This window comes from Streptomyces sp. NPDC029159 (genome assembly GCF_055564055.1).
Map to the genome: position 1 here is coordinate 336,126 of NZ_JBVHWT010000003.1, position 13,653 is coordinate 349,778.

The window sequence follows — 13,653 nt, forward strand, 5'->3', positions numbered from 1 at the left end:
TAGAACCACTGCCCCCCACCAACATCGGTACCACACCCCCCCCCCCCCCCCCCCCCCCCCCCCCCCCCCCCCCCCCCCCCCCCCCCCCCCCCCCCCCCCCCGCCCCCGGTTCCGTCGCCCCGCCGGGCGCGCGTCAGCTGCGACTACTCGTCGTCGTCCTCGTCGTCCAGCCGCGCCAGCCAGGTCGCCAGCCGCTCCACCGGCACCTCGAAGTCCGGGTTCAGATCGACGAACGTACGCAGCTGATCGGCCACCCAGCCGAGGGTGACCTCCTCCTCGCCGCGTCGGCTCTCCAGCTCTTCGATGCCGCGGTCAGTGAAATACACGGGCTCTCCACCAGGGGTCAGTAGGACGTTCCCGGCCAGGATAGGCAGGCCGGAGAGGGTGCCGCGCAGCCGCCCGCCCCCGCGGCCGCGGCCGGACACGGCGGAGGGCCCGCCCCCACACGGGGACGGGCCCTCCGGTGTCCCGGGTCACCGGGGCGGACGACTCACGCGTCGAACGCCTCGGCGATCAGCTGGGCCTGCTCCGCCTGGTGACGCTTGGCGGAACCGACCGCGGGCGACGAGGAGTGCGGCCGCGAGATGCGGCGCAGACGCTCACCGTGCGGGATGTCGGCACCGACCGCCAGGTCCAGGTGATCGATGAGGTTGAGCGCGATGAACGGCCAGGCACCCTGGTTGGCCGGCTCCTCCTGCACCCACAGGTACTTGCCGGCGTTCGGGTACTTGGCGATCTCGGCCTGGATCTCCTTGCCGGGCAGCGGGTACAGCCGCTCCAGCCGGATGATCGCGACATCGTCGGCACCGCGCTTGTCCCGCTCGGCGGCCAGGTCGTAGTAGACCTTGCCGGAGCAGAGCAGCACCTTGTTGACCTTCTGCGGGTCGGCCTTCTCGTCGCCGATCACCGGACGGAAACCGCCGGTGGTGAACTCCTCCGCCTTCGACGCCGCGGCCTTCAGACGCAGCATCGACTTCGGGGTGAAGACGACCAGCGGCTTGTGGTGCGGGTTGTGGACCTGCCAGCGCAGCAGGTGGAAGTAGTTCGACGGCAGCGTCGGCATGGCGACCGTCATGTTGTTCTGCGCGCACAGCTGGAGGAAGCGCTCGATACGGGCCGAGGAGTGGTCCGGGCCCTGGCCCTCGTAGCCGTGCGGCAGCAGCAGCGTGACGCCGGAGGTCTGGCCCCACTTCTGCTCGGCGGCGGTGATGTACTCGTCGACGACGGTCTGGGCGCCGTTGACGAAGTCACCGAACTGCGCCTCCCACATGACCAGCGCCTCGGGGCGGGCCAGGGAGTAGCCGTACTCGAAGCCCATGACCGCGTACTCCGAGAGCAGCGAGTCGTAGACGTTGTAGCGCGCCTGGTCGTCCGAGAGGTAGAGCAGCGGGGTGTAGTCCTCGCCGGTCTCCCGGTCGATCAGCACCGCGTGGCGCTGACCGAAGGTGCCGCGGCGGCTGTCCTGGCCCGACAGGCGGACCGGGGTGCCCTCCAGCAGCAGGGAGCCGATGGCGAGGGTCTCGCCCATGCCCCAGTCGATCGTGCCGTCCTCGATCATCGCCGCACGGCGCTGCAGCTGCGGCAGCAGACGCGGGTGGACGGTGACCCGGTCGGGGATGTTGACCTGCGACTCGGCGATGCGCTTGACGACCTCCTGGGAGATCGCGGTCTTGACCGCCACCGGGAACTCCGCCTGCGGGTCCGGCACCTCGGTCGCGCCCGGGGCCGCGACGGCCTCGCGGACCTCGGCGAAGACCTTCTCCAGCTGGCCCTGGAAGTCCTGGAGCGCCTGCTCCGCCTCCTCCAGGGTGATGTCGCCCCGGCCGATCAGCGACTCGGTGTAGAGCTTGCGCACCGAACGCTTCTTGTCGATCAGGTCGTACATCAGCGGCTGCGTGAACGCCGGGTTGTCGGTCTCGTTGTGACCGCGGCGGCGGTAGCAGATGAGGTCGATGACGACGTCCTTGTTGAACGCCTGCCGGAACTCGAAGGCCAGCCGGCCCGCGCGGACGACGGCCTCGGGGTCGTCGCCGTTCACGTGGAAGATCGGCGCCTCGATCATGCGGGCCACGTCGGTCGCGTACATCGACGAACGCGACGACTCCGGGGCGGCGGTGAAGCCGACCTGGTTGTTGATGACGATGTGGACCGTGCCGCCCGTGCGGTAGCCGCGCAGCTGCGACATGTTGAGCGTCTCGGCGACGACGCCCTGACCGGCGAAGGCGGCGTCACCGTGGAGGGTGACCGGCAGGACCGTGAAGTCCGTGCCGCCCTTGTTGATGATGTCCTGCTTGGCGCGGGAGATGCCCTCGATGACCGGGTCGACCGTCTCCAGGTGGGACGGGTTCGCCGCGAGGGTGACCTTGATCTGCTCGCCGTCCAGGCCGGTGAAGACACCCTCCTGGCCCAGGTGGTACTTGACGTCGCCGGAGCCGTGCATCGACTTCGGGTCGAGGTTGCCCTCGAACTCCCGGAAGAGCTGCGCGTAGGACTTGCCGACGATGTTGGCGAGGACGTTGAGGCGGCCGCGGTGGGCCATGCCGATGACGACCTCGTCCAGGCGCGACTCGGCGGCCGAGTCGATGACCGCGTCCAGCAGCGGGATGACGGACTCGCCGCCCTCCAGCGAGAAGCGCTTCTGGCCGACGTACTTGGTCTGCAGGAACGTCTCGAACGCCTCGGCGGAGTTCAGCCGGCGCAGGATGCGCAGCTGCTCCTCGCGCTCGGGCGAGTTGTGCGGCCGCTCGACACGGTCCTGGATCCACTTGCGCTGCTTGGGGTCCTGGATGTGCATGTACTCGATGCCGGTGGTGCGGCAGTACGAGTCGCGGAGCACGCCGAGGATGTCGCGCAGCTTCATCATCGACTTGCCGGAGAAGCCACCGACCGCGAACTCGCGCTCCAGGTCCCACAGGGTGAGGCCGTGCTCGATGATGTCGAGGTCGGGGTGCTTGCGCTGGTGGTACTCCAGCGGGTCGGTGTCGGCCATGACGTGGCCGCGGACCCGGTAGGAGTGGATCAGGTCGAAGACCCGGGCGGCCTTGGTGACGTCGTCGTCGTGGGAGACGTCGATGTCCCGCAGCCAGCGGACCGGCTCGTAGGGGATCCGCAGCGACTTGAAGATGTCGTCGAAGAAGTCGTTCTCGCCGAGCAGCAGCTGACTCATGATCCGCAGGAACTCGCCGGAGGCGGCGCCCTGGATCACGCGGTGGTCATAGGTGCTGGTCAGCGTCATGACCTTGGAGATGCCCATCTTGTTCAGGGCGTCCTGCGAGGTGCCCTGGAACTCGGCGGGGTAGTCCATGGCGCCGACGCCGATGATCAGGCCCTGGCCGGGCATCAGACGCGGCACGGAGTGGACGGTGCCGATGCCGCCCGGGTTCGTCAGCGACGCGGTGACTCCGGTGAAGTCCTCCATCGTCAGCTTGTTGTTGCGGGCGCGGCGGACGATGTCCTCGTACGCCTGCCAGAACTCGAAGAAGGTGAGCGTCTCGGCCTTCTTGATGGCGGCGACGACGAGCTGACGGTCACCGTTCGGCTTCACCAGGTCGATGGCGAGGCCGAGGTTGACGTGCTCGGGCTTGACCAGCGTCGGCTTGCCGTCCTTCTCCTGGAAGGAGTAGTTCATCGACGGCATGGCCTTGAGGGCCTGCACCATCGCGTACCCGATGAGGTGCGTGAAGGAGACCTTCCCGCCCCGGGCGCGCTTGAGGTGGTTGTTGATGACGATGCGGTTGTCGAACAGCAGCTTCACCGGGACCGCACGGACGGACGTGGCCGTCGGCAGCTCCAGCGAGGCGTTCATGTTCTTCGCGACGGCGGCCGACGGGCCGCGCAGCGTCACCAGCTCGGGACCGGCCGGAGCTTCGCCGTCCGTCTTGGCGGCGGGCTTCGCGGCGGCGGCCGGCTTCGCGGGCGCGGCCTTCGCGGGAGCCGGGGCCGCCTTGGCGGGGGCCGGGGCGGACGCGGCGGGCTGCGCCGGGGCGGCCGGGGCGGCGGGCTGGGCGGACGCCGGGGTGGCCACGGGCTTCTCCTGGGTGGGCGGTACGGGGGCGGGGCCCTCGGCCGGCTGGCCCGGGGCGGCGGCGCCGGGCTTGTAGTCGGCGAAGAAGTCCCACCAGGCCCGGTCTACCGAGTTCGGGTCCTGGAGGTACTGCTGGTAGATCTCGTCAACGAGCCACTCATTCGCACCGAACGCGGCAGCAGGGGACTTGCCCTGCCCGTCCTGGTCGGTCGAGATGTTCGAGCTGTTGGGGGACTGTGGCGACACGGCGGCAACCGCCCTCTTCCGCTTCCTAAGGTGGTGGACAGCGGAAATAAAGGCTACGCCTCCTATGACCTCTGGTGCAGTCCGGGAGGGGTACAGGTAGCGCACGTCACATTCGCCGACGGGTTTCGCGGCATGACTTGGCGGGAAACACTCGGGGTTCGCCCGCTCGCGGGTACGACTCGCCCCGGGTACACCCCCCTGATCAGAGCGGTGCACCGCCGTTCGTGTGCTTCCGGCATCGACCCTACGCCACGGGCCGTCAGCCCCGGCCGGACTCCGTCCCCGGAAGAGTGACCCGGATCCGGCATCCGCGATCGGATTCGGCCACGCCGATGTGTCCGCCGTGCAGATCCACCGCCCAGCGCGCGATGGCCAGGCCGAGACCCGTACCGCCGTCGGTCCCCGGACCGGAGGGCGCGGGCCCGCCGCGGTTGAACCGTTCGAAGACGCGGTAGCGCTCCGCCTCCGGGATGCCCGGGCCCTCGTCCTGCACGTCCAGCTCCAGGCTCTGCGGGCCCTCGCCCCGCCGGGCGTGCACGGTGACCCGGCCGTGGCGCGGACTGTGCTTGATCGCGTTGTCGATGAGGTTGGCGACGACCTGGTGCAGCCGCTCGGCGTCCGCGTACGCGGTCAGCTCCGGCGGTGAGACGTCCAGGTGGAGATGGACGTCCGTACGGGTGTGGGTGCCGGACCCGGCCGTTCCGGCGAGGGTGGAGGCGCCGCGGCTCATGTTGGCCTCCTTCAGCACCCCGGACAGGTACGGCCACACCTCGAAGCGGCGGGAGTGCAGCGGCACGACGCCGTTGTCCAGGCGGGAGAGGTCCAGCAGGTGCTCGACGAGCCGGCCCAGCCGCTCGGTCTGCTTCAGCGCCGTCCGCATCGTCTCCGGATCGGGCTCGGAGACGCCGTCGACGACGTTCTCCAGCACCGCGCGCAGCGCCGCGATGGGCGTACGCAGCTCGTGCGAGACGTTGGCGACCAGCTCCTTGCGGTGGGTGTCCACCGCCTCCAGGTCGGCCGCCATGCGGTTGAAGGCGGTGGCCAGGTCGCCGAACTCGTCACGCCGCTCCGCGCGCACCCGGCGGGTGTAGTCGCCCTGCGCCATGGACCGCGTCACGTCCGTCATCTCGTCCAGCGGCGCCGTCAGGTTGTTCGCCACGAACTGGGTGACCAGCAGCGACGCGATGATCGAGAAGATGGTGATCACCCGCAGCTCGGTCGCCGAGTGGATGGCGACGAAGACCAGCAGGGTGGTGATGATCACCGAGACGACGACCAGCGCGCCGAGCGCCGCCTTCACCGAGCGGTAGGGGTCGAGCGGCCGCAGCCCCTCCCACAGGCGCCCGGCCAAGGCGCGGCCGCGCGCCCGCCATCCGGGCGTCATGCGGGCGGCGTCTCCAGGGCGTAGCCGACGCCGTGGACCGTACGGATGCGCTCGGCGCCGATCTTGCGGCGGAGCGCCTTGATGTGGCTGTCGACCGTGCGCGTCCCGGACGCGTCGGCCCAGTCCCACACCTCGGCCAGCAGCTGCTCACGGGAGAGCACCGCGCGCGGCGTGTTGGCCAGACAGACCAGCAGGTCGAACTCGGTCGGCGTCAGATGGACGTCGGCGCCGCGCACCCGCACCCGGCGCTGGGCATGGTCGATCTCCAGCTCGCCCAGGCGCAGAATGCCGCTGCGCGGGGTGTGCGCGGCGAGCGCCGCCCGCTCCACCCGGCGCAGCAGGACGTGCACCCGCGCGGCCAGCTCCCGCATGGAGAACGGCTTGGTCATGTAGTCGTCCGCGCCGACGCCCAGACCGACCAGCATGTCGGTCTCGTCGTCGCGCGCGGTGAGCATCATCACCGGCACCGGGCGCTGCGCCTGCACCCGGCGGCAGACCTCCAGGCCGTCGAAGCCCGGCAGCATCACGTCGAGGACCAGCAGATCGGGCTGCCACGCCTCGGCGGTGTCGACGGCCGCCGGGCCGTCCGTCGCCGTCTGCACCTGGAAGCCCTCGGCGCGCAGCCGGGTCGCGATGGCGTCCACGATCGTCGGGTCGTCCTCGACGACCAGTACCCGGCGCTGGGCGCCCGGCGTGGCCGCGGCGGTGCCGCCCTGGCTGGTTTGCGTCTGGTCCATCGCCCGCCCCTGCATGTCCCCGTGTGCCTGGTCGCGTAGTGAGTGGACGTGCGGCAGCACGCGGCGGCCCGTCGCAGGGCGCGGATCGCCGCGCCGCGTCACATCCAGGGGAGCAGCGTAAGCGCACGGTGTGACTGTCGGCTACGCGCCCTTGTGCGCGAGGTGAACCACATCGGGGACACCTCGGGTGACAGGCACCTCTTCCGTGCGAACGTGCTGGAAACCGGCATTCCGGAGGGCCTGGTCGAAGGCGGGCGACGGCTGGGCCGACCAGACGGCCAGCACCCCGCCCGCCGTCAGCGCCGCCCGGCAGGCCGCGAGTCCGGCGGGGGAGTAGAGCCCGTCGTTGCCGTCGGTGACCGTCCAGTCCGGTCCGTTGTCGATGTCCAGACACAGCGCGTCGTACGAGCCGGGGGCCGCCTCGTCGCGCAGGTGGGCGACCAGATCGGCGTGCACGATCGCGGCGCGCGGGTCGGCGAGTGCCCGGCCGGTCAGTGCGGAGAGCGGTCCGGTGCGGTGCCAGTCGATCACCGCGGCCTCCCGCTCGACCACCGCGATCCGCCCCCAGTGCTCCTCCTCCACTGCTCTGACCAGCGAAAATCCCACGCCGAGGCCGCCGATCAGCACAGCCGGACGCGCCCGCTCCGGCGGCAGACCGGCCAGCGCTGCATCGATCAGCAGCCGCTCGGAGCGGCCGTCGGAGGTGTCCATCAGGAAGCAGCCGTTGGCGATGATCTCGAAGACCGGCGCGCCGCCGGAGCCGTCCGCGCCGCCGCGCCGGCGCAGCACCACCTCGCCGTACGGGCCCTCGCGGCGGTCCAGCGTGACCGGGCCGTCCACGGGGCCGGCCGGGAGGGGGAAGGTCGGGTCGAGGGGAACGGGAGTCATGCCGACCATCCTGGCCAACCGTGCGGGCGCGGGTCCAACCGATTGCCCGGACAACGCGGCGGGCCCGTCCGGGGTTGTGCGCCGTGACGTACCTCACGCCGGCCGGGGCGCCGCGCGGTGAACGGGCGGGCGGCGCCGCACGTTGAATACGGCGGACGGACCGGGGGCCGGGACGACGGGACGGTAGGGGCGCGGTGAACGGTGTGACGGAGGTGCGGGCCGAGTCCGGTCCGTCCCCGCTGGACGGCCGAGGCGGTGCGGCGCGGTGGCCGGGGCGGTTGCTGCCCGGGCCCCGGAGGACGCCGTTCACCTTCTGGTACGCGCTGCTGCTGGTGGCGACCTCGCTCTTCGCGGCGTACGCGGACCCGGCGCGGGTGGCGGAGCTGCTGCGGGGCTCCAGCACGGACGTGGCGCATCTGGCGGCGACGCCGGTGCGGGTACTGGTGGCGAGCGCGCTGTGGATCGACGGCGGGGTGCTCTCCGGCTTCGCGCTCGCCTTCGTGGTGGTGCTGGCGGCGCTGGAGCGGCGGGTCGGCGCGGCGCGCACCCTCGCGGTCTTCCTCGGCGGCCATGTGCTGGCCACCCTCGCCACGGAGCTGCCGGTGGGCGCCGCCGTCGCCACCGGGGCACTGCCGCCCGGCGCGGCGCACCGCCTCGACTACGGCATCAGCTACGGCGTGATGGCCTGCGCCGGAGCGCTGGCCGGAGTGCTGCCGGGGCGGCTGCGGTGGCCGCTGCTCGGCGGCGCCGCCTGCTACGCCGCGGCCGACCTGCTGACCTTCGCCGACCCGCTCAGCTCCGGCGGTCACCTGCTCTCCCTCGCCCTCGGCGTCACCGCCTGGCCGCTGCTGCGCCGGGCGAGGTCCGGCCCGCGCCCGGCCCGGCTCCACGGCGATCTGGGGCATCCGGCGCTGCGGCGGACACCGGTGGCGCGTGCGGCGCCGCCGCGCCCCGTGCCGGTGGCGGGGGCACGGCGGCGCTGAGCCGGGGCCGGGCCGGGCGCCCGTGAGGCCCCCTCAGCCGCCGGGCGTCCAGACGTACGGCGTGGTCGTGGTCACCGCGTGGAAGCCCAGGCGGCGCAGGATCGGGGCGCTGGCGTCGGAGGCGTCGACCTGGAGGAGCTCCGCGCCGTGGGCCACCGCGAGCATGGCGCGGGCGGCGACCAGGGCGCGGTAGATGCCGCGGCCGCGCCAGGCGGACAGCGTCGAACCGCCCCACAGGCTCGCGAACCCCGTGCCGGGCCGCAGCACCAGCCAGCCCGCCGAGACCACCTCGTCACCGGCCTCCGCGACCAGCACCGCGATGCCGTCCGGGGCGGCGGCGACCCGGGCGATCAGGTCGTCGGCCAGCCAGCCGTGGTCGTCGCCCCAGACCGCCGTCTCCATGGCCGCGATGCGCCGCAGATCGGCGTCGTCGGTGACCTGACGGAGCGTGACGCCCTCGGGGAGCACCGGGTCCCCGGCCAGCTCCCGGGCGCGGCCGATGAGCACCGTCTCCCGCTCCTCGGGCACGAACCCGGCGGCCCGCAGCCGCTCCGGGAGGTCCGCCGGCAGGTCGTGGCCGCGGGTCTTCCACTCCAGGGCCTCGCCCCGGGCGGCGAACACCGCGCACTGCCGGGCGATCAGCGCGTCCAGCTCGGCGCCGCGCAGGCCCAGGTCGGGCGGGCCGCTGACGAAGCCGCGGAACTGTCCGGTCAGCCGGGTCAGCGGTCCGTCCTGTTCCAGGGTGACGCCCCGGGGGAGGTCCACCGGGGCGCCCCGCATCCGCTCGTCGTAGGCCGCGAGCAAGCCGTCGATGTCCGTCACGGTTCGACGGTACGAGGGGTGGCAAACGGTTTTTCGGCAGCGGCGCCGGGCGTGGCGCGTCGGACGGCCGGGCGGTCGCCGTCCCGGACCGCGCCCCCCCTGATCGCTCACGGCGAACACCGGTCGGGGAACATCTCCCCCTCCCCAGGCATTGAGTGAATACAACTCAACTTGCCTGCCGAAGGGGAGATCATGGCTTCGTCGTCCCACACGCTCACTCTGCCGGTGCTGCCCCTCGATGACGAGGTGGTGCTGCCCGGGATGGTCGTGCCGCTGGACCTGTCGGACGCGGACGTGCGGGCCGCCGTGGAGGCCGCGCAGTCCGCCGCCGTCCAGGGCAACAAGCCGGAGGTGCTGCTTGTGCCCCGGGTCGACGGCACCTACGCCGCGATCGGCACGCTCGGGCGGATCGAACAGGTCGGCCGGTTGTCCGACGGCGACCCCGGCGCGCTGATCCGCGGGCTGGGCCGGGTGCGCATCGGCTCCGGCACCACCGGCCCGGGCGCCGCCCTCTGGGTGGCGGGCACCGCCGTCGAGGAGACGGTGCCGGGCGCCGCCGACGGCGAGGGCGGCCGGACGCTGCCCGGGGCCGTGACCGAACTGGTCACCGAGTACAAGGCGCTGGCCACCAGCTGGCTGCGCAGGCGCGGCGCCTGGCAGGTCGTCGACCGCGTCCAGCAGATCGAGGGCGTCTCGGCCCTCGCCGACAACGCCGGGTACTCGCCGTTCCTCACCACCGAGCAGAAGGTCCGGCTGCTGGAGACCGTCGACCCGGTCGCCCGGCTGAAGTTCGCCACCGAGACGCTCCGCGACCATCTGGCCGAGCAGGACGTCGCCGAGTCCATCGCCAAGGACGTCCAGGAGGGCGTCGACAAGCAGCAGCGCGAATTCCTGCTGCGGCGGCAGCTGGAGGCGGTCCGCAAGGAGCTGTCCGAGCTGACCGGCGACGGCGACGACGAGAGCGGCGACTACCGAGCCCGCGTCGAGTCCGCGGCCCTCCCCGAGGACGTCCGCAAGGCCGCCCTCAAGGAGGTCGACAAGCTGGAGCGCGCCGGTGACCAGAGCCCCGAGGGCCCCTGGATCCGCAACTGGCTCGACACCGTCCTCGAACTGCCCTGGAACGAACGGACCGAGGACGCCTACGACATCACCGGCGCCCGCGCCGTGCTCGACGCGGACCACGCCGGTCTGGAGGACGTCAAGGAGCGGATCACCGAGTACCTGGCGGTCCGCAAGCGGCGCGCCGAACGGGCCGCCGCCGACACCGAGGCAGCCGACGCCGCGGCCGCCACCGGCGGCGGGCGCCGCGCCGGGGGCGCCGTGCTGGCGCTGGTCGGACCGCCCGGCGTCGGCAAGACCTCGCTCGGCGAGTCCGTCGCCCGGGCCATGGGCCGCTCCTTCGTCCGGGTGGCGCTCGGCGGCGTACGCGACGAGGCGGAGATCCGCGGCCACCGGCGGACGTACGTCGGCGCGCTGCCCGGCCGCATCGTCCGGGCGATCAAGGAAGCCGGTTCGATGAACCCGGTGGTGCTGCTCGACGAGATCGACAAGGTCGGCTCCGACTACCGCGGCGACCCCGCGGCGGCCCTCCTGGAGGTCCTGGACCCGGCGCAGAACCACACCTTCCGCGACCACTACCTGGAGGTCGAACTCGACCTCAGCGACGTGGTGTTCCTCGCCACCGCCAACGTCCTCGACGCCATCCCCGGGCCGCTGCTCGACCGGATGGAGCTGGTCCGCCTGGACGGCTACACCGAGGACGAGAAGATCGTCATCGCCCGTGACCATCTGCTCCCGCGCCAGCTGGAGCTGGCCGGACTCGCGCCCGGCGAGGTCACGCTGACCGACGACGCGCTGCGCAGCCTGGCCGGGGAGTACACCCGCGAGGCGGGCGTGCGGAACCTGGAGCGCGCGGTGGCCCGGCTGCTGCGCAAGGTGGCCGCCCGGCACGAACTGGGCGAGCAGGAGCTGCCGTTCACCGTGGGCACCGAGGAGCTGCGCCCGCTGATCGGACGGCCGCACCACACCCCGGAGGCGGCGCAGGACCCGGCCGTACGGCGGACCGCCGTGCCCGGGGTGGTCACCGGGCTCGCGGTCACCGGCGCCGGCGGCGACGTGCTCTACGTGGAGGCGTCGCTCGCCGACCCGGAGACGGGCGCCTCGGGGCTGACGCTCACCGGTCAGCTCGGCGACGTGATGAAGGAGTCGGCGCACATCGCGCTGTCGTTCCTGCGCTCCCGCGGCGCGGAGCTGGAGCTGCCGGTCGGCGATCTCAAGGAGCGCGGTGTCCATCTGCACGTACCGGCCGGAGCCGTCCCGAAGGACGGGCCGAGCGCGGGCGTCACGATGACCACCGCGCTGGCCTCGCTGCTGTCGGGGCGTCAGGTGCGGCCGGATGTGGCGATGACCGGTGAGGTGTCGCTGACCGGGCGGGTGCTGCCGGTCGGCGGGATCAAGCAGAAGCTGCTGGCCGCGCACCGTGCGGGCATCACCACGGTGATCATCCCGCAGCGGAACGAACCGGATCTGGACGAGGTCCCCGAGGAGATCCTGCAGACCCTCGACGTACGGCCGGTCGCCGATGTGCGCACGGTGTTGGAACTGGCCCTGACCGACGCGGCCACGCCGGTCCGCGCCCCGGCCGCCCCGGACGGCGCGGTGCCCGCCGCGGCGTGACGGACGCGACGGGCGCCGCACCGGGGCCCCTCCCGCAGCACGCGGGAGGGGCCCCTTTTTTTGCAGGATTCCTGCGGGTTACGCGCCGGATCAGCCGTTGGCGAGCGCCTGGAGCCGGTCGTACGCGCCGTTGAACGAGTTGTGGTCCCCGACGTTCGGGCCGGTCGAGGTGTACTGCCAGATGGTGTGGAAGCCCCAGCCGCCCGGGAGTTCACCGACCGAGGAGCCGTAGCGCGGCACCCACAGCGGGTTGACGCTGCCGAAGCTCGTGTTGTTGCCGGTGCACTGCTTCCACCAGCTGGTGGAGGTGTAGATGACGGCGTCGCGTCCGGTGCGCGACTTGTAGGTCGCGAACCAGTCCTTCATCCAGTTGACGAGCCCGGCGGCGCTCATGCCGTAGCAGGTGTCGCCGTACGGGTTGTACTCCATGTCCAGCGCGCCCGGCAGGGTCTTGCCGTCCTTGGACCAGCCGCCGCCGTGGTCGACGAAGTAGTTGGCCTGGGCGGCACCGCTGGAGGTGTTCGGCGTGGCGAAGTGGTACGCGCCGCGGATCATGCCGACGTTGTACGAGCCGTTGTACTGCTGGGCGAAGGAGGGGTTGGTGTAGCTCGTCGACTCCGTCGCCTTGACGTACGCGAACTTCACGCCGCTGTTCCAGAGCGTCGCCCAGTCGACGCTGCCCTGGTGACCGCTGACGTCGACACCCTCGACGCCGGCGAGCAGCCCGGTCGCCGGCCGGACGGAGCCGGTGCCCTCGTGTGCGGCGATCTGCGATCCGGCCCAGTCCTGGGCGGGGTGGGCCGGTTCGGGCGCGTCCTTGGCGGGCGTCGCGGCGGCCGTGGCGCTGCCGGGCAGGCCCACCAGCAGCGCGGCGGTCGCGAGCAGGGCGCCGGCCGCGGTGGCCAGGGAGCGGGTGCGGGTGCGGTGCGGGGAGCCCGACCTGTGCACGAGCATGCGTGCCTCCGGTTTTCGTGTGAGATGACCTGAGGGGGGATACGGAGCCGCGGCGGACCACGGCCCCGGTGACACGCGCCGCCGGGGTACGGCGACGACCGCCGCGGAGCGCGGCGGAGTGCGGTGCATGGTGCGGAAGTGCAGGTGCCGACGTGCAGAAATGCAGAAGTGCGGTGTGCGCGGTGCGTGCGGGCGCCGTCGGTGCGGGCGCCGTGCGCGGACCGGGCAGGGCGACACCCGGGTTGACTTGGTGTGGCCATGCCAGAAATGACGATACGCGCGTAGACCGCGGCGATAAAAGGGGGACACGGGGCTGCCGTTGGTCTAATCCTGCGAAATACTGACGGAGCTGCGGCTTCGGCGGCGGCGAGCGGAAACTTTTCACGAACGGAAACGCCGGAAAGGGTGCTGACGTGCACGACACCGGAGCCGACGGAGCGGCGGACCACGGCGGCGCGGCGGGTGTGGACCACGTATTCCTCGCCCTGGAGCGCGAATTGGCGGTGTTCCTGCGCCGGGCCCGCGCCTCCTCCGGCGAGCTGGCCCGCGAGGTCCATCCCGACATGGAGCCCGCCGCGTACGGCCTGCTGGTACGCCTCTCCGACGCCGGGGCGCAGCGCGCCACCGACCTCGCCGGATACTTCGGCGTCGGCAAGGCGACGATGAGCCGCCAGCTGCACGCCCTCGAAGAGCTGGGCCTGGTCGCCCGCGAGCCGGACCCGGCCGACGGCCGTGCCGTCCTGGTCCGCCTCACCGACGAGGGCCGCGACCGCTACGGCCGGGCCCGCCTCGCCCGCCGTGCCCGCTACGCCCGCCGCCTCGCCTCCTGGGACCGCACCGAGGTCGCCGAACTGAGCCGCCTGCTGCACCGCCTCAACGCCGAACAGGAGGGGGAGGACGCGTCGTAGGGCGCGCCCCGCGGCGCCGGGGGGCGCCCGC

Annotated in this window: 10 protein-coding genes; 3 read left to right on the forward strand and 7 right to left on the reverse strand. The window is 72.5% G+C overall.

The features are described from left to right. Positions 1 to 143 precede the first annotated feature (143 nt). The 5 genes from ACZ4U4_RS08535 to ACZ4U4_RS08555 form a co-directional block, all read right to left on the reverse strand. Positions 144 to 326 carry a DUF6104 family protein gene (locus ACZ4U4_RS08535; RefSeq protein ID WP_030280801.1) on the reverse strand — a complete coding sequence of 61 codons (183 nt, stop codon included), beginning with the start codon at positions 324 to 326 and terminating at the stop codon, positions 144 to 146. A 164-nt stretch (positions 327 to 490) separates the two neighbouring features. Beyond that, a complete protein-coding gene (locus ACZ4U4_RS08540; protein WP_467870421.1) occupies positions 491 to 4,270 on the reverse strand; it encodes a multifunctional oxoglutarate decarboxylase/oxoglutarate dehydrogenase thiamine pyrophosphate-binding subunit/dihydrolipoyllysine-residue succinyltransferase subunit in 3,780 nt (1,259 codons plus the stop codon). 259 nt (positions 4,271 to 4,529) lie between these two features. After that, a complete protein-coding gene (locus ACZ4U4_RS08545) occupies positions 4,530 to 5,654 on the reverse strand; it encodes a HAMP domain-containing sensor histidine kinase (protein WP_467870424.1) in 1,125 nt (374 codons plus the stop codon). Further along, positions 5,651 to 6,391 (reverse strand): response regulator transcription factor, encoded by a 741-nt coding sequence (locus ACZ4U4_RS08550; protein WP_030280798.1) that lies wholly within the window; start codon positions 6,389 to 6,391, stop codon positions 5,651 to 5,653. Before ACZ4U4_RS08550 ends, ACZ4U4_RS08545 begins: the two co-directional genes overlap by 4 nt. A 141-nt stretch (positions 6,392 to 6,532) precedes the next feature. Continuing rightward, complete coding sequence (locus ACZ4U4_RS08555; protein ID WP_467870427.1) at positions 6,533 to 7,288, reverse strand: spermidine synthase family protein; 756 nt, start codon at positions 7,286 to 7,288, stop codon at positions 6,533 to 6,535. A 185-nt stretch (positions 7,289 to 7,473) separates the two neighbouring features. Here ACZ4U4_RS08555 and ACZ4U4_RS08560 point away from each other — a divergent pair, with 185 nt between their 5' ends. Further along, positions 7,474 to 8,262: a rhomboid-like protein gene (locus tag ACZ4U4_RS08560; RefSeq protein WP_467870429.1), complete on the forward strand. Its 789-nt coding sequence runs from the start codon at positions 7,474 to 7,476 to the stop codon at positions 8,260 to 8,262. Between the two features lie 33 nt (positions 8,263 to 8,295). Here ACZ4U4_RS08560 and ACZ4U4_RS08565 read toward each other — a convergent pair whose 3' ends face one another. Next, a complete protein-coding gene (locus ACZ4U4_RS08565) occupies positions 8,296 to 9,084 on the reverse strand; it encodes a GNAT family N-acetyltransferase (protein WP_467870431.1) in 789 nt (262 codons plus the stop codon). Between the two features lie 192 nt (positions 9,085 to 9,276). Between ACZ4U4_RS08565 and lon the strand changes: the two genes are divergently transcribed. After that, on the forward strand, positions 9,277 to 11,760 hold the full coding sequence (lon, locus tag ACZ4U4_RS08570) for an endopeptidase La (protein WP_467870434.1): 2,484 nt from the start codon (positions 9,277 to 9,279) through the stop codon (positions 11,758 to 11,760). 90 nt (positions 11,761 to 11,850) lie between these two features. On the opposite strand, the gene ACZ4U4_RS08575 is transcribed toward lon, so the two are convergent. Next, positions 11,851 to 12,714: a lysozyme gene (locus ACZ4U4_RS08575; protein ID WP_467870436.1), complete on the reverse strand. Its 864-nt coding sequence runs from the start codon at positions 12,712 to 12,714 to the stop codon at positions 11,851 to 11,853. Between the two features lie 413 nt (positions 12,715 to 13,127). Between ACZ4U4_RS08575 and ACZ4U4_RS08580 the strand changes: the two genes are divergently transcribed. Continuing rightward, positions 13,128 to 13,622: a MarR family winged helix-turn-helix transcriptional regulator gene (locus ACZ4U4_RS08580; protein WP_467870438.1), complete on the forward strand. Its 495-nt coding sequence runs from the start codon at positions 13,128 to 13,130 to the stop codon at positions 13,620 to 13,622. Positions 13,623 to 13,653: the final 31 nt, after the last annotated feature.

Excerpts from the sequence above, each read along its gene's own strand:
- lon (WP_467870434.1), top strand. The coding sequence starts at position 9,277 with ATGGCTTCGTCGTCCCACACGCTCACTCTGCCGGTGCTGCCCCTCGAT.
- ACZ4U4_RS08555 (WP_467870427.1), bottom strand. The coding sequence starts at position 7,288 with ATGGTCGGCATGACTCCCGTTCCCCTCGACCCGACCTTCCCCCTCCCG.
- ACZ4U4_RS08550 (WP_030280798.1), bottom strand. The coding sequence starts at position 6,391 with ATGGACCAGACGCAAACCAGCCAGGGCGGCACCGCCGCGGCCACGCCG.
- ACZ4U4_RS08545 (WP_467870424.1), bottom strand. The coding sequence starts at position 5,654 with ATGACGCCCGGATGGCGGGCGCGCGGCCGCGCCTTGGCCGGGCGCCTG.
- ACZ4U4_RS08575 (WP_467870436.1), bottom strand. The coding sequence starts at position 12,714 with ATGCTCGTGCACAGGTCGGGCTCCCCGCACCGCACCCGCACCCGCTCC.